The organism is Pseudomonas sp. GW822-FHT02E03 (assembly GCF_058802325.1).
In genome coordinates this window covers 166,239-180,956 of sequence record NZ_JBXAOA010000001.1, presented here as the reverse complement: position 1 = coordinate 180,956, position 14,718 = coordinate 166,239, and the positions used below count along the sequence as shown (strand labels likewise).

13 protein-coding genes are annotated in these 14,718 nt (G+C 58.9%); 10 read left to right on the top strand and 3 right to left on the bottom strand.

All coding sequences use genetic code 11. From position 1 onward, the window contains the following. Nucleotides 1–488 precede the first annotated feature (488 nt). The 4 genes from AC1RQB_RS00900 (at nucleotide 489) to AC1RQB_RS00885 (ending at nucleotide 5,505) form a co-directional block, all read left to right on the top strand. Nucleotides 489–2,231, top strand: a complete 1,743-nt coding sequence (locus AC1RQB_RS00900) for an amidohydrolase (RefSeq protein WP_063343127.1) — start codon at nucleotides 489–491, stop codon at nucleotides 2,229–2,231. Between the two features lie 111 nt (nucleotides 2,232–2,342). After that, entirely contained in the window at nucleotides 2,343–3,083 is a 741-nt protein-coding gene (locus tag AC1RQB_RS00895) for a TorF family putative porin (protein ID WP_063343128.1), read from the top strand. Between the two features lie 196 nt (nucleotides 3,084–3,279). Beyond that, nucleotides 3,280–4,692 (top strand): purine-cytosine permease family protein, encoded by a 1,413-nt coding sequence (locus AC1RQB_RS00890; protein WP_063343129.1) that lies wholly within the window; start codon nucleotides 3,280–3,282, stop codon nucleotides 4,690–4,692. Nucleotides 4,693–4,851: 159 nt separating this feature from the next. Continuing rightward, nucleotides 4,852–5,505 (top strand): peroxiredoxin, encoded by a 654-nt coding sequence (locus tag AC1RQB_RS00885; RefSeq protein WP_007904854.1) that lies wholly within the window; start codon nucleotides 4,852–4,854, stop codon nucleotides 5,503–5,505. A 225-nt stretch (nucleotides 5,506–5,730) separates the two neighbouring features. Here the strand turns inward: AC1RQB_RS00885 and AC1RQB_RS00880 are convergent, their stop codons facing one another. Both AC1RQB_RS00880 and AC1RQB_RS00875 read right to left on the bottom strand, forming a co-directional pair. Next, nucleotides 5,731–6,228: a heme-degrading domain-containing protein gene (locus AC1RQB_RS00880; protein ID WP_063343130.1), complete on the bottom strand. Its 498-nt coding sequence runs from the start codon at nucleotides 6,226–6,228 to the stop codon at nucleotides 5,731–5,733. A gap of 10 nt (nucleotides 6,229–6,238) precedes the next feature. Next, a complete protein-coding gene (locus AC1RQB_RS00875) occupies nucleotides 6,239–7,240 on the bottom strand; it encodes a LacI family DNA-binding transcriptional regulator (protein WP_063343131.1) in 1,002 nt (333 codons plus the stop codon). 213 nt (nucleotides 7,241–7,453) lie between these two features. Between AC1RQB_RS00875 and AC1RQB_RS00870 the strand changes: the two genes are divergently transcribed. Genes AC1RQB_RS00870 through AC1RQB_RS00860 form a run of 3 tightly spaced genes read left to right on the top strand, consistent with a single transcriptional unit; the run spans nucleotide 7,454 to nucleotide 10,991 of the window. After that, a complete protein-coding gene (locus AC1RQB_RS00870) occupies nucleotides 7,454–8,608 on the top strand; it encodes a Gfo/Idh/MocA family protein (RefSeq protein WP_081235302.1) in 1,155 nt (384 codons plus the stop codon). Beyond that, nucleotides 8,605–9,708: a sugar phosphate isomerase/epimerase family protein gene (locus AC1RQB_RS00865; protein ID WP_063343133.1), complete on the top strand. Its 1,104-nt coding sequence runs from the start codon at nucleotides 8,605–8,607 to the stop codon at nucleotides 9,706–9,708. The genes AC1RQB_RS00870 and AC1RQB_RS00865 overlap by 4 nt, the downstream gene beginning before the upstream one ends. A gap of 50 nt (nucleotides 9,709–9,758) precedes the next feature. Further along, nucleotides 9,759–10,991, top strand: a complete 1,233-nt coding sequence (locus tag AC1RQB_RS00860) for a nucleoside permease (RefSeq protein WP_063343134.1) — start codon at nucleotides 9,759–9,761, stop codon at nucleotides 10,989–10,991. 177 nt (nucleotides 10,992–11,168) lie between these two features. On the opposite strand, the gene AC1RQB_RS00855 is transcribed toward AC1RQB_RS00860, so the two are convergent. Next, nucleotides 11,169–12,029, bottom strand: a complete 861-nt coding sequence (locus AC1RQB_RS00855) for a CAP domain-containing protein (RefSeq protein ID WP_063343135.1) — start codon at nucleotides 12,027–12,029, stop codon at nucleotides 11,169–11,171. 251 nt (nucleotides 12,030–12,280) lie between these two features. Between AC1RQB_RS00855 and AC1RQB_RS00850 the strand changes: the two genes are divergently transcribed. From AC1RQB_RS00850 to AC1RQB_RS00840, 3 genes are all read left to right on the top strand, one after another. Then, nucleotides 12,281–13,093 carry an AraC family transcriptional regulator gene (locus AC1RQB_RS00850; RefSeq protein WP_063343136.1) on the top strand — a complete coding sequence of 271 codons (813 nt, stop codon included), beginning with the start codon at nucleotides 12,281–12,283 and terminating at the stop codon, nucleotides 13,091–13,093. 96 nt (nucleotides 13,094–13,189) lie between these two features. Further along, nucleotides 13,190–13,576, top strand: a complete 387-nt coding sequence (locus tag AC1RQB_RS00845; protein WP_063343137.1) for a cupin domain-containing protein — start codon at nucleotides 13,190–13,192, stop codon at nucleotides 13,574–13,576. Between the two features lie 284 nt (nucleotides 13,577–13,860). After that, the gene (locus AC1RQB_RS00840; RefSeq protein WP_008008512.1) at nucleotides 13,861–14,682 is read left to right on the top strand and encodes a MinD/ParA family protein; all 822 of its coding nucleotides are present in this window, start codon (nucleotides 13,861–13,863) and stop codon (nucleotides 14,680–14,682) included. The last annotated feature ends 36 nt before the right edge of the window (nucleotides 14,683–14,718 follow it).

Genomic DNA, 14,718 nt, shown 5'->3' with positions numbered 1-14,718 from the left:
AAGAGACCGCATAAGGTGTTGCCATACGGCTGTTACAGGGCGGGCTACCAAACCCGATCACTGTTTTTCAGTGACAGGGAAACGATATAGCCCGCCCCAAAGCCGCACAAGCCGGCGGATTCTGGTGCAGCCGTAGGCAACGGCGCAAGGTTTTGTAGCTTTCAGGAAGTAACTTTCAGGTCTTTTAAACAAGCCTCTTCGGTCTATGTTGATTGTGCCGCCGTCTTCGCGAGCAAGCCCGCTCCCACAGGGGCCGCCGCCCACCAGATCGGATCTCTGTCATTTAATTGCCTCACCCCTCCTCATTTGCAGAGGTCCATCCGACGCTTGCGCCCTATAGGGTAGGGCCTGCATATCAGAGGCTTGCGGCCGTCTGTTCGGGCCACTTCCTGAGCGGGGCCAAGGCGCCGTTTGTTGGACTTGATCCGAAGGCATTGTCACAAGCGTCCACATCCCGAATCGCCCAATAAAAACAAGAGAGTGTTCCGATGCAACTATTCATTCCCAACCTGTTGGCCGCAGCCCTGGCCCTTTCCTCGGCGCAGGCCATGGCCGCCGCTGATCTTGTGTTGTTCAACGGCAAGGTCTTTACCGCCGAACCCGGTCAAGGACTGGTTCAGGCCGTGGCGGTGCAAGACGGCAAGATTCTAAAAGTGGGCAGCAATGCCGAGATCAACGCCCTGGCCGATGCCCAGACGCAACGAATCGATCTGGCGGGCAAAGTACTGATGCCTGGAATGATTGATACCCATAGTCACCCGGTCGTTGCGGCCTTCAACAGCCAGGGGGCCAACCTGCTGGATGAAGTAAAGCCGTTGCCGGAACTCGAGCAATGGGTGATCGAGCAGGATGAAGCGGGGCATGCACGGGCCGGTGACGTGATCAGCATTAGCGGGGTGAGTTCGGCCTATTGGGAGAAAAGCCGCGAACTCGGTCAGCGTTTCAATCAGGGACGCTGGGCGGACCAACCGGTGGTCCTCAGCGGGATTGACGGGCATACCGGCTGGGCCAACAACGCAATGCTCAAGCGCCTGAAGATCGACGCGGCACTGGTAAAAGGTCTGTCGGAACAGGATCGCAGCTTCGTAGGGCACGAAGCGGACTTCACTCCCAATGGCTATTTTGCCGAGTCGCGCTGGGACAAGATACGCAGTCAAATCCCCGCGCCCGGCAACGAGGTCATGCTCAAGGCTGCCCGCGAGGCGGTGAAGGTCAATAACCAGTATGGCGTTACCGCCTGGATGGACGCGGCAGCGAATGCCGGAAGTGGTGATTCGCTGCTCGATTTCCAGGCCACCGAGCAGAGTTACGGTGTTCTACCGCTTTACCGCGAACTGGCAGAGAAGGGCGAGCTCAATGCCCACGTCGCGGCGCTGCTGCTGGCTAACCCCAAAAGTCGGCCGGCCGATCTGGAAGTGCTGGCCAAGGTGATGAAGAAATTCGAGGGCGTGCCCAACCTGAGCTTCCCTGGCATCAAGGTCTTCGCTGATGGCGTCCTGGAGTTTCCAGGGCAGACGGCCGCAGTGATCGTTCCGTTCACCAACAGTCAAAAAAACGGTCAGTTGCTGATCGACCCGGCACACTTTGGTGAATTGGTCGTCGCGGCAGAGAAGCGTGACTGGATTGTGCACACGCATGCGGTCGGCGACCGTGCCGTACGTGAGTCACTCAATGGTGTTGAATACGCGCGCAAACTCAACCCGACACCGATGGCCCACAGCATCACGCACCTGCAACTGGTCAATCCGAAGGAGTTTCCGCGCTTCAAGCAACTCGGCGTGATCGCTTCCATGCAGCTGCTGTGGGCTACCGGCGAGTCTTACACGGTGGAGTTGGTCAAACCGTATATCAGCGCGTTCGCTTACGGTTATCAGTATCCCGCCGGGTCCCTGCATAACGCCGGTGCGGTCATCGCCGGTGGCAGTGACTGGCCGGTGTCCAGCCCCAACCCGTGGAATGCCATCGCTCAGGCCAGCACTCGCAAAGGGCCGCTGGGTGTATTGAATGCCAAAGAAAGCATTGATCGCCAGACCATGTTCTACGCCTACACCCTCAATGCCGCCAAAGCCCTGCGGCTGGAGCAACAGATTGGCTCGCTGGCGCCCGGTAAACAGGCCGACTTGATCATCCTCGACCGCGATGTGTTCAAGGTCAGCGACGACGAGCTGTTCAACACCAAGGTCCTGAAGACTTTCTTCGCTGGCAAGCAGGTTTACGCGCCCGCGTCCTGACGACTACCCGCCGGTAGCACCGAAAAAAATGCTCCTGCTCCTCGCATGGCGAGGGGCAGGGCAACGCCGTGCCCGACATCACCCGCTGATCCATAAAAATAAGAGACTTGTATGAACGTACGCTCAGCATTGACCGTTGCCAGCCTTGTATTGGCTCCCCTGACCAGCCAGGCACTGACGCTTAACGATGACTTCAGCCTGGACATGACCCTGGGCGTTTTCAGTGACTATCGCTCCCGTGGCATTTCGCAGACCCTGGGGGATCCGGCGGTTCAGGCTGGCGCCACGCTGGTGCACAGCAGCGGCTTGTACATCGGCGCCTGGACCTCGAATGTCGATTTCGGCGGCCCATACAAAACCCGGCAGGAACTCGAGTACTACGCGGGCTACTACTGGCAGGCGACCGAGGCAGTCAGTCTGGATCTGGGGTACATCAAGTACGACTATCCAAAGGAAGGCCAATTCAACATGAGTGAGGTCTACGCCGTCCTTGACGTTTATGGCGTGAAACTCGGCGCCAATTACTCAAACGATACGCCGAACTTCTTTGGCGAGGATCAGGACACTCTTTACACCTACCTCAGCTACAAAATCGAATTGCCGGCCGAGATCGGCCTGGACCTGCGCGTGGGTCGCAACGATGTCAAAGACCCGGCTTTCTGGTCCGCCAACGGCGAAAGCCGTGATGCCTACACCGAGTGGGAAGCCAAACTGACCCGTGATTTCGTGGGTGTGACCTGGGGCCTCAGCTACATCGATACCGACCTGTCGAAAAGCGAATGCGCGAGCTGGTACGGCTATGGCGACCTGTGCACTGCCACCGTGGTCGCCAGTGCCAGCAAGGCCTTCTAAGCGTTCAAACCCCTGTCAGTCAGTTAACAGTCAAGCGATCAATTGTGGCGAAGGAGCTTGCTCCCGCTCGACTGCGCAGCAGTCGCAAAATCGGCATTGTTGTCAGGATTTTTGGGCCGCTTCGCCGCCCAACGCGAGCAAGCTCGCTCGCCACAGAACATCCGTACCCGTCTGTCCCTCAGAAGAGAACACCGTAATGACCAAGGTCAGCGATAGTCAGCAGCGAAGTCCCCTGATCGAGACACGTTCGATCGATTACATTCCCGAGGCCGAGCGTCATGGCAGCCTCTACAGCCAGTTCACCCTGTGGCTCGGCGCCAACCTGCAGATCACCGCGATCGTCACCGGCGCTCTGGCCGTGGTGCTGGGTGGCGATGTGTTCTGGTCACTGATTGGTTTGCTGATCGGCCAGTTGCTCGGCGGTGCGGTGGTTGCCTTGCATGCGGCACAAGGACCGAAGCTTGGGTTGCCGCAGATGATCTCCAGTCGCGTGCAGTTCGGCGTCTATGGGGCGGCGATCCCGATTGTGCTGGTGTGCCTGATGTATCTCGGTTTCAGCGCCACCGGCGCGGTGCTGTCGGGGCAGGCCATTGCCCAATTGATCGACGTCAGCGACAGCGCCGGCATCCTGATTTTCGCCTCCTGCATCGCGTTTCTGACGATCTTCGGTTATCGGGTCATCCACTTGGTTGGACGGGTCGCCAGCGTGCTGGGCATCATTGCCTTCGTCTACCTGTTTACCCGGTTGATGACGCTCAACGACATCGGTCTGTTGCTGGAAAATCGCCATTTCGGCTGGAGTACTTTCCTGCTGGCGGTGTCCCTTTCCGCCTCCTGGCAGATCGCGTTTGGCCCTTATGTGGCCGACTACTCACGCTACCTGCCGAGCAAGACTTCGTCCTGGAAGACGTTCACCGCCGTAGGCCTGGGAACGGTGCTGGGCGCCCAGGCGTCCATGGTGCTGGGGGTATTCGCTGCGGCGTTGGCGGGCACGGGTTTTCGCGGGCATGAAGTCGCCACCATCGTTGGATTGGGCAGTACCGGCGTGATCGCTTCCTTGCTGTATTTGAGCGTGGTATTCGGCAAGGTCACGGTGTCGACCCTCAACGCTTATGGCAGCTTCATGTGCGTGGCCACCATCATCAGTGGCTTTCGTCGTGGTTTCGAGATATCCGCCGGTAAACGCATGCTGTTTGTGCTGGCGATTGTCGGGGCGTCCACCGCGCTTGCATTGCTGGGGCAGCACTCGTTTCTCACCACGTTCAAATACTTCATCCTGTTTTTGTTGACCTTCTTCACGCCGTGGAGCGCGATCAACCTGGTGGATTATTACTTCATCAATAAAGAGCGTTATGACATTCCCGCGTTGTCCGACCCGGCGGGGCGTTATGGCCGCTGGAATGTATTGGGGATCAGCGTGTACGTCTTCGGCGTGCTGGTTCAGCTGCCTTTTGTCGACACGCACTTCTATTCCGGACCGATGGTCGCGCAGCTCGGCGGCGTCGATATTTCCTGGATCGTCGGACTGGTGGTGCCGGGCATTCTTTACTACTGGGTGGCCAGGACAACCGGGCTTGCCATGTCGGTCGAAGGCAACTCGAAGGCTTGAAGGCCCCGTCGTTCAAGGGCTGTAGAGTTGGCGCGGCGATAACTCCCTTGTGTTCAGGCGTCTCCTATACTGATCCGCGTTGACAGGTTCAACGCAGATCCTGAATGCCGTTGGAGCAGCCAGCGGCTTCCCTACGACTCAACAGTAAGGAGAACGAACATGGCAATCCGTATTGGCGACGAAGCACCGGACTTTACCGTCGAAAGCACCGAAGGCCCGCTGCATTTCCACGAGTGGATCGGCGACAAGTGGGCGATCCTGTTTTCGCATCCCAAGGACTTCACCCCGGTGTGCACCACTGAGCTTGGCTACATGGCAGGGCTCAAGCCGGAGTTCGATAAACGCAACACCAAGATCGTCGGGCTCAGCGTCGACCCTGTCAGTAATCACCAGACCTGGGCCAAAGACATCGAAGAGACCCAGGGGCATGCCGTCAACTATCCGATGATCGGGGACGAGAATCTGGTGGTGGCGAAGCTCTACGACATGATTCATCCGAATGCCAGTGGCGGCGCACGGACTGCCGTGGACAACGCTACGGTGCGGTCAGTGTTCATCATCGGCCCGGACAAAAAGGTCAAGGCGATGCTGATCTACCCGATGAGTGCCGGGCGCAACTTCGATGAAGTGCTGCGTCTGCTCGATTCTCTGCAGTTGAATGCCAAGCACACCGTCGCCACCCCGGTGAACTGGCGTCCGGGTGAGGACGTGATCATTCCCACATCGGTCTCCGACGAGGACGCCAGGAAGAAATATCCGGATGGCTTCAAAACGCTGAAACCTTATTTGCGCACGGTGGCACAACCGAAGTAATCGATCTGTTGGGAGAGCACAATGCCAGTCAATTAAGCGAAATCCATGTGGGAGCGGCGGTGCGGCGATCCGACTTGTTCGCGAAAGCGGTGTGTCAGGCGACGCCAATGTTGACTGTGCCGCCGCCTTCGCGGGCAAGCCCGCTCCCACAGTGATCGGTGTTGTTCGCAAAATTTGTGTACGTTGCTAATTCATTTGTGGGCAAGACTCGGTGGCGACTGCGCGCTACTCACCCTCAAACGCGAGTTCACTCGGGTCGGCCCCGCACATCTGTGCCAACACTTGAACCACCAGGGCATGATCCTCACGCTGGGGCAGCCCTGAAACGGTGACAGCGCCAATGCACCCCACGCCTTTGACCGATATCGGGAAGCTGCCGCCATGATCGGCGTAATCACGCAGGGGCAACCCCATCAAACCTTCGAGTGAGTCGCCCTGAAGCGCAAAGGACCGGCCTACGCGGTATGAGCTGAGTTCCATCAGTTCCACGACATTGCGCTTGCGTCGTGCCCAGTCGGCATTGCTGGCGGAGGTTCCGGGCATCGAGTAGAAGAACACGGTGTCCCGCGCCAGCCTGACCTCAATCGTGGCGGACACGCCTTGCTCCTCGCAGGCGCTTTTCAAACGGGTGCCCAAGTCCCAGGCCGTCGCTTTGTCGAAGCGCTCAAACTTCAGGGTTTCTTCCTGGAGTGCGATGCGTTGCAGGTCGGTTTTGATGTCCATGATTTCTCCCTCATCCCTTTCGGGCGGTCGTACTGTTACGCACGGTTAATGTGAACGGCAGCACCACATGGCGGTCCGGGATGGGCTTTTTTTCAATGAGGGCGATCAGCATTTCAACGGCCTTTTGGCCAAAGATTTCGGCGGGCTGCGCGATGGTCGTCAACGCTGGATCACAGTAGGCCGCGAACGGAATGTCATCGAAACCGACCAGAGAAATATCTTCGGGTACCCGCAAACCCTGTTGCTTGATGCGCTTCAACGCACCGATCGCCATTTCATCGTTTTCGCAAAAGAATGCGGTCGGACGGTCGGGCAGTTCCAGCAGCATTCCCGCGCCATCAAAACCGGCCTTCAACGTGAAGTCCCCGTGGCAGATCAGTTGTGGATCCGACTCGATACCGGCCTGGTGCAACGCAGCTTGATAACCGGCCACTCGGTCGCGTGTGAGCGGGCTGCTTTTCGGGCCTTTGATCAGGCCGATCCGGCGATGGCCCAGATCGATCAGATGCTCCGTCATGGCTTTGGCCGCCGCCCGGTTGTCGAGGCTGATGGTCGGATGCCGCCCGCCTTGAATCACTTCACAGGCGTTGACCAAGGGCGGTGATTCGCCATTGGGGAAGGGCGATTCAAAAGGGTCGTAGGCGCGCAACTGAATCACGCCGTCGGCCTGGTGGGCGTACGCCAGCGCGGCAAATTCTCGCTCGATTTCCTCGCGGCCCTGGGTGTCGCACAACAGCAGTCGGTATCCGGCCGCCTGCGCCGTCTGTTGGGCACCGCTGATTACCCGGGCGAAAAATGTGTTGGCGATGGCCGGGACCAGAATCACCAGATTGCCGGTTCTGCGCGAACGAAACTGCACAGCCATGAGGTTCGGCCGGTAGCCGGCCTGTTCCACGGCTGCATTGACCTTGTCCCGGGTTTCGGGGAGTACGCGCTCGGGCGACTTCAGCGTTCTGGACACGGTGGCCACCGAGACGCCGGCCAGCCGGGCTACTTCACGGATATTGGACAAGACGACCTCGTTATCGAACCGGCAGATGTAAACGTGGCCGGCGAGCTTACCGCAGTCCGGCCGTGCGCTGAAATGAGCTTCATTTTTAATCCCGGGTTTGACACCTGAAGTAACTGAGCCTAAATTTCCGGCATGATGTAACCGGTTACATCATAGTCAAACCTGAAGCGTTAATCCGCCCCGAACAAGAGAAAATTCGCGATGAGTGTTGCAATGGCAAAAATAAGAATGGGGTTTGTCGGGGGCGGCGAGGGTGCCTTCATCGGCAAAGCCCACCGCCAGGCTGCCGGCCTCGATGGCCGTTTTGAACTGGTGTGCGGTGCATTCAGCCGAGACGCCCGCAACAATCAGGACACCGGCGCCGCGCTGGGATTGTCCGCTTCACGCTGCTACAGCGACTGGCAGCAGATGCTGGACAGCGAACGCGCACTGCCTGCCGATCAGCGCATGGAACTGTTGGTCATCGTCACGCCCAATCACTTACACGCACCGATTGCCAGTCAGGCACTGAGCGCGGGTTTTCATGTGTTCAGCGAAAAGCCCGCGGCACTGAATCTGTCCGAGCTGCTGGCGCTCAAGGCGGTGGTGAAAAGCAGCGACCGCCTCTATGGACTGGCCCACACGTATCTGGGTTACCCGATGGTCTGGCAGGCGCGCAATATGGTGCGTAGCGGCGTGATCGGCGCTGTGCGCAAGGTCATCGTCGAGTACCCGCAAGGCTGGCTGAGCCGGGACGTGGCCGGGCAGGGCAACAAGCAGGCGAGTTGGCGCGATCAGCCCGAGCAGTCCGGGTTGGGCGGCTGCATTGGCGACATTGGCACCCATGCCTTTTCACTGGCCGAATTCGTCGTGGACCAACCCATCGAACAGGTGTGCGCAACCTTGGGTTCGCACATTGCCGGGCGGCAACTGGACGATGACGCGGCGATGCTGTTCAAGATGGCCGCCGGGGCCAGCGGGGTGTTGATCGCCAGCCAGGTCTGCGCCGGCGAAGAGAACCCGTTGAAGATCCGCGTCTATGGCGACAAGGGCGGGCTGGAGTGGCGTCAGGAAGAGCCCGCGAGCCTGATCCATCGCTCCCTCGATCAACCGTTGAGCATCCTTCGTTCCGGTGTCGGCCAGCCCTGGTTGTGCGAGGCCGCCAGCCAGCGCATGCGTTTGCCCGCCGGGCATCCCGAAGGTTATCTCGAGGCCATGGCCAATCTCTATGGTGATTTTGCCTCCGCGATCCGCAGCAAGGTCGAAGGCAACGATGCCCCCGGCGTGCCGGGCATCGACGTCGGGTTGCGTGGCATGGCGTTCATCGAGGCGGTGGTCGCCAATCATCGCGGCGACGCGAAGTGGACCGAACTGGTCTGCAACCCATGAATCCGGAGAACCCTCCCGTGAACCACACCTCCCCAACACCGGCAGGCCTGCGCGGCCCGGGTATTTTTCTCGCGCAGTTCATGTCCGCCGAAGCGCCCTTCGACACGCTCGCCAACATTGCTCAGTGGGCCGCGGCGCAGGGTTACAAAGCCATTCAATTGCCGACCCTGGGCACGCAATACATCGACTTGGCGCGCGCCGCCGACAGTCAGGATTACTGTGACGAATTGAAAGCCGTCTGCGCCCAGGCGGGCGTCGAAATCAGCGAACTGTCGACGCATCTGCAGGGGCAACTGGTGGCGGTGCATCCGGCGTTCGATACGTTGTTCGATGACTTTGCCCCCGCGCATGTGCGCGGTCAGCCTCAGGCACGCACCGAGTGGGCCATCGATCAGTTGAAGCTCGCCGCACGCGCCAGCCAGCGCTTGGGGTTGAAGGCGCACGCGACGTTCTCCGGGGCGCTGCTCTGGCCCTACGTCTACCCGTGGCCGCAACGGCCGAGCGGTCTGGTCGAGCAGGGGTTTGCCGAACTGGCCAAGCGCTGGTTGCCGATCCTCGATTGTTTTGAAGAGGCCGGCGTCGACCTCTGCTACGAGATCCATCCCGGCGAAGACCTGCACGACGGCGCCTCGTTCGAGCGTTTCCTTGAGGCCGTCGATCACCATCCGCGCGCCGCGATCCTCTACGACCCGAGCCATCTGCTGCTTCAGCAAATGGACTATCTGGGCTTCATCGATCGCTACCACGAGCGCATCCGCATGTTTCACGTCAAGGACGCCGAGTTCCGGCCCGACGCTCGTTCGGGTGTCTACGGCGGTTATCAAAGTTGGGTCGATCGGCCGGGCCGCTTCCGTTCCTTGGGCGATGGGCAGATCGATTTCAAATCGATTTTCAGCAAATTGACGCAGTACGATTTTGCCGGCTGGGCGGTTCTGGAATGGGAGTGTTGCCTGAAGGATTCGGAGCAGGGCGCCGCAGAAGGAGCGGCCTTCATCCGGCAGCACATGATCAGCAAAACCCGAAAGGCGTTTGACGATTTCGCCAGCGTGGCGTCCGACGAGCGTTTCAACCGACGGCTATTGGGTTTGCCCGACGCCTGAAGAGTCTGTTTGCCCCTCTCTCCAAAAAAAACAATAAGACGGTGATTGAAATGACCACGATGACTGCGCGATTAAGCGTAATGATGTTCCTGCAGTTCTTTATCTGGGGCGGATGGTTCGTAACCCTCGGCACCTTCCTCTCCAGTAATCTTGGGGCCAGCGGTGGGCAGATCGGCATGGCGTTCTCGACGCAGTCCTGGGGGGCGATCATCGCGCCGTTTGTGATCGGGTTGATTGCCGACCGCTACTTCAATGCCGAGCGCATTCTTGCGGTGTTGCATCTGATCGGCGCGGTGCTGCTGTTGCAACTCTATCGAGCGCCTGACTTCAGTGCGTTTTACCCGTTCGTGCTGGCCTATATGATGATCTACATGCCGACGCTGGCATTGGTGAATTCGGTGGCGTTCCGGCAGATGCGCGACCCGGCCCTGGAGTTCTCGCGGATCAGAGTGTGGGGCACCATCGGCTGGATTGTCGCGGGTGTGGTGATCAGTTTTGTGTTTGCCTGGGATTCGCAACAAGCGATCTCATCCGGTGGTTTGCGCAACACGTTTCTGATGTCAGCCATTGCCTCCTTCGTGCTTGGAATCTACAGCTTCAGCCTGCCGCGTACCGCGCCGCTCAAACCTGAGCCGGGCAGTGTCGGCTTAAAGCAAATGCTGGGGCTGGACGCCTTGGGTTTGTTGAAGGACCGCAGTTACCTGGTGTTCTTCATCGCTTCTATTCTGATCTGCATTCCATTGGCGTTTTATTACCAGAATGCCAATCCGTTTCTGGCGGAAATCGGTGTGACCAATCCAACCGCCAAGATGGCGATCGGGCAAGTCTCGGAAGTGCTGTTCATGTTGCTCCTGCCGCTGTTCATTCAGCGTTTCGGCATCAAGATCGCGCTGCTGGTGGGAATGCTGGCATGGGCGTTGCGCTATCTGCTGTTCGCCTACGGCAACAACGGGGATCTCGCCTTCATGTTGTTCACCGGCATCGCCTTGCACGGCATCTGCTACGACTTCTTCTTTGTTTCGGGGCAGATCTACACCGATGCCAAAGCCTCGGAGCGTTTCAGAAGTTCCGCGCAAGGGTTGATCACCCTCGCGACGTACGGCTTGGGCATGCTGATTGGCTTTTGGGTGGCCGGGGCGGTCACCGATCACTATGCGTCGGCTGACAGCCATGACTGGAAAAGCATCTGGCTGTTCCCGGCAGGGTTCGCGTTGGCGATATTTTTCTGTTTCTCACTGGCCTTCAAAGGGCGGCAAAGCGTGGCAGCGCCGTCGAGTATTTGAATAATGCCCCGAGTCTGAAGCACACCCGTCGGAACCTGTGGGAGCGGGCTTGCCCGCGATGGCGGTGAGTCAGGCGACATCAATGTTGATTGTGCCGCCGCCTTCGCGAGCAAGCCCGCTCCCACAGGGTTTGCGTTTAATAGACTGGCATTTCAGCGGTTATGGAGCGCGCTTCACTCAAGGCGCGCCAAACAGCATCGTCCAATAAACACCTTTATCGCTGCGCGAATCGGCGGCATAGGCTGCGCCGACCTGGGTAAACATCGGGTTCATCAGGTTGGCGCAATGCCCGGGGCTGGCCAGCCAGCTGGCCATCGCCTTGCCCGGTGAGCTTTGCCCGGCGGCGATGTTTTCGCCGATCTGCCGGCCTCGATAGCCGGCGGCTTTGGCCCTGTCTGCCGGCATATCACCGTCAGGATCCCGGTGGGCGAAGTAATTGCCGTAGGCCATCGCCTTGCTGTGGCCTTGCGCGGCGGCGCCCAAAGCGGGATTCCAGGACAGTGGCCGTGCGGCGGCAAAGCGTTGGCGGCCGCACATGCGCGGCCTGGCCCGTGCCGCATTGACCTCGGCCAGCAACGCCTTGCCCGCTGCTCGCGAATCACCGGCACGTCCGTCGAGCACCGGTTGCGCCAGTACCACCTGCCATTCGCTACGGGAGCGAGTGACGCCGATGTCGGCGAACTGAGTATCGAGCAGCGCCCCGCAATAGTCGCTCTCAAGCATGTCAAACGCCTCATCGGCATCTTGCGCGCCGACTACGCGAATGGTGCGCACCGTCACCGCTTGATAGCCGTTGGCTTTCAAGGCGCTCCGCAAACCGCCGCCATAGCCGACCGGCAGCGCCAGGTTAGATTTCAGCGACAGCGGCCGTAACGGCTTGACCGTACGCCCGGCACAGCGATCGGGATCGGCGCGGTAATCGTTGATGACCTCCACCAATTGCCGTTCCCCACTGGCATGGGCGGGGCTGGCGAGTAGCGGGAGCAAAGGCATCAGGCACAGAGAGATAAAGCGACAGCGGCGGACGGTTGGGCGCATGAACGGACAGCTCTGATGAGATGACGACGATAGGGGACAGGAACGAGCAATGACCGTAGGAGCGCTTCGTTGGGTGAGCTTCTTTTACGGCACGGCTAAGACTGCGGGTCTGAAGACTGGTTCACGAGGGGAAGAGACAAATTTGGCACCGCCGCCGTGGGGGCCGATTCAGGCATGCACGGGTCAGTCCGCCGGGGACATCGGGCACGCTGACTGGTACCGTACTGACATCATTCAGGTGGTACAGGGACATGACGAAAACAAGGGGCGGCATGGATTGGGTAAAGCGCTCGGCTCAGCCGTTGAAGATCGAGCGTATCGAAGCCTTTTTTGGTGGCCATGGGTTTACGCCGCATCGCCACGATACGTACGCCATCGGACGAACGCTGTCGGGTGTACAAAGCTTCCAGTACCGCAACACCAAGCGTCACAGCCTGCCCGGGAAAACCATCGTTTTGCATCCAGACGAGGTGCATGACGGTGAAGCCGGTACCGAAGCGGGTTTTCATTATCGGATGATCTACATCGAACCCGCTTTGATTCAGCAAGTATTAGGCGGCAAGCCCTTGCCCTTCATCGAGGGTGGTATATCGAGCGATCCACGGCTTTATGGCGCGACCCAGGTGCTACTGCAAAACCTCGACGCTTGCATCGAGCCCCTGGAAGAAGACGATGCCATTTACGATCTCGCGCAGGCGTTGGATGTGAACTCGGGGCAACGCGGGCGGCGTAAGTCGTTTGATTTCGCAGCGGCCGAACGCGCGCGTGCGCTGATTCATGAGTCGCTGGATCGAGTCATTACCCTGGAGGAGTTAGCGCAGGCCAGTGGTCGAGACCGCTGGAGCCTGAGCCGTGATTTTCGTGCGCTGTACGGTACGAGCCCCTATCGATACATGACTCAACGACGTCTCGATCTGGCAAGAGCACTGATGTTCGGCGGCTACTCGATGGCGGAGGCGGCCGTCTGCGCAGGCTTTTTCGATCAAAGCCACATGACGCGTCAGTTCGTCCAGACCTACGGCGTTTCACCCGGCCGGTGGATGAAGCGGCTGGGCCTTGTTTGAGGATGCTCCTGGGCTACTTGCACAATCATGCAATACGCAGCGTTGAGTCATCTCTAAAGTCAGGGCTCGATATCCTGGCTAATGAGGGCAACTCAAATGCATTCCCAACCCGGCGTGACAACCTGCACCGCGATTAACTTTGCCGAAAAATTTGCTTTGTTCAGCGAGCAATGGGCGCCCAAGGTCATTGCCGAAATGAACGACTACCAGTTCAAGGTGGTGAAAATCGAAGGCGATTTTGTCTGGCATTCCCATGCCGACACCGATGAAACCTTCATCGTCCTTGAAGGCGAGCTTCGCATTGATCTTCGAGAGGGGGCCGTCGTGGTCAGGCAGGGAGAAATGTACGTTGTCCCCAAGGGCGTCGAACACAAGCCTTACGCTGAGCGAGAAGTGAGGATGCTACTGATCGAGCCGCGTGGCGTGCTGAACACCGGCGATCAGGACGGAGAAAGAACCGCAATCAATGACGTCTGGATTTAGACGTCTTGGAAGTTTCTTCATCTCTGGGTGAGCAGGGCGCCTGAGAGCCTGGCGCCAGTTCAGCCGCCTCTATCGGTACATCTGCCAGCGATCGTTCAGGAGCGCAGTGTCATCCTCTGAATCAACCCATTAGCGGCGTTTTCGTTGAAAAGGGTCGATGGTATGTGGCGAAGTGCCTCTCGTCGGGAGACAAAGCAGCAATTTTGCGCTTTTCAGCTATTCTTCCGGCATCGGGATGGTGCCATTACGTACTGGCACACAATGCGCAGGGAAGGGAAGGCAAAATGGATGATGTGCATTGCGTGCAAGTTATCGCGGTAACTGGCGGTAAAGGTGGCGTGGGCAAGACAACGGTGGCGGTTAATCTGTCGCTGGCGCTGGCAAAAATGGGGCGGCGCGTTGTATTGCTGGACGCTGATCTGGGCCTGGCGAATATCGATATTCTGTTGGGACTGACCCCGCGCTACACACTGGCCGATGTCATCGAAGGGCGTTGCGAGCTGTCCGAGGCGCTGTTGCCTGGGCCTGGAGGCATTCGTGTTGCCCCGGCTTCTTCGGGCTTGCAGAGCATGATTCATCTGGAGCCGGCGCAATACCGTGCGCTGATCCAGTCCTTTAGCGACATTGGCGATAAGCTGGATGTGCTGGTGATCGATACAGCCGCCGGTATCGGTGGCTCAGTGGTCAACTTCATCCGCGCGGCGCAGGAAGTGATGGTGGTCGTGTGCGATGAACCCACCTCGATCAGCGGTGCCTACGGGCTGATCAAGCTGCTCAACCTGAACTACGGTCTGCACCGTTTTCGGGTGTTGGTCAACATGACGGGCAGTCCGTCGGAAGGCCGCAATCTGTTTGCCAAGCTGGAAAAGATTACCGACATGTTCCTCGATGTCTCGCTGCAATACGTCGGCGCGATACCCAACGATGAATGTGCGCACAAAGCCGTGCAGAAGGGGCGTGCAGTGCTTGAAGCCTTTCCCCGTTCCAAATGCGCCCAAGCCTTCCAGGCCCTGGCTCACAACGTCGACACCTGGCCATTGCCGACTCATCCAAGAGGGCATGTGGAGTTTTTCGTTGAGCAACTTGTGCAGAATTCTGGCAGGTGAGGTGCAAGGCCTTGTAACGTTGTTCACTTAAGCGCT

What these genes read in the sequence shown, in the direction of transcription:
- AC1RQB_RS00870 (WP_081235302.1), top strand. Translation starts at nt 7,454, where the DNA reads ATGGCAAAAATAAGAATGGGGTTTGTCGGGGGCGGCGAGGGTGCCTTC.
- AC1RQB_RS00850 (WP_063343136.1), top strand. Translation starts at nt 12,281, where the DNA reads ATGACGAAAACAAGGGGCGGCATGGATTGGGTAAAGCGCTCGGCTCAG.
- AC1RQB_RS00900 (WP_063343127.1), top strand. Translation starts at nt 489, where the DNA reads ATGCAACTATTCATTCCCAACCTGTTGGCCGCAGCCCTGGCCCTTTCC.
- AC1RQB_RS00885 (WP_007904854.1), top strand. Translation starts at nt 4,852, where the DNA reads ATGGCAATCCGTATTGGCGACGAAGCACCGGACTTTACCGTCGAAAGC.
- AC1RQB_RS00890 (WP_063343129.1), top strand. Translation starts at nt 3,280, where the DNA reads ATGACCAAGGTCAGCGATAGTCAGCAGCGAAGTCCCCTGATCGAGACA.
- AC1RQB_RS00845 (WP_063343137.1), top strand. Translation starts at nt 13,190, where the DNA reads ATGCATTCCCAACCCGGCGTGACAACCTGCACCGCGATTAACTTTGCC.
- AC1RQB_RS00840 (WP_008008512.1), top strand. Translation starts at nt 13,861, where the DNA reads ATGGATGATGTGCATTGCGTGCAAGTTATCGCGGTAACTGGCGGTAAA.
- AC1RQB_RS00895 (WP_063343128.1), top strand. Translation starts at nt 2,343, where the DNA reads ATGAACGTACGCTCAGCATTGACCGTTGCCAGCCTTGTATTGGCTCCC.
- AC1RQB_RS00865 (WP_063343133.1), top strand. Translation starts at nt 8,605, where the DNA reads ATGAATCCGGAGAACCCTCCCGTGAACCACACCTCCCCAACACCGGCA.
- AC1RQB_RS00880 (WP_063343130.1), bottom strand. Translation starts at nt 6,228, where the DNA reads ATGGACATCAAAACCGACCTGCAACGCATCGCACTCCAGGAAGAAACC.
- AC1RQB_RS00855 (WP_063343135.1), bottom strand. Translation starts at nt 12,029, where the DNA reads ATGCGCCCAACCGTCCGCCGCTGTCGCTTTATCTCTCTGTGCCTGATG.
- AC1RQB_RS00860 (WP_063343134.1), top strand. Translation starts at nt 9,759, where the DNA reads ATGACCACGATGACTGCGCGATTAAGCGTAATGATGTTCCTGCAGTTC.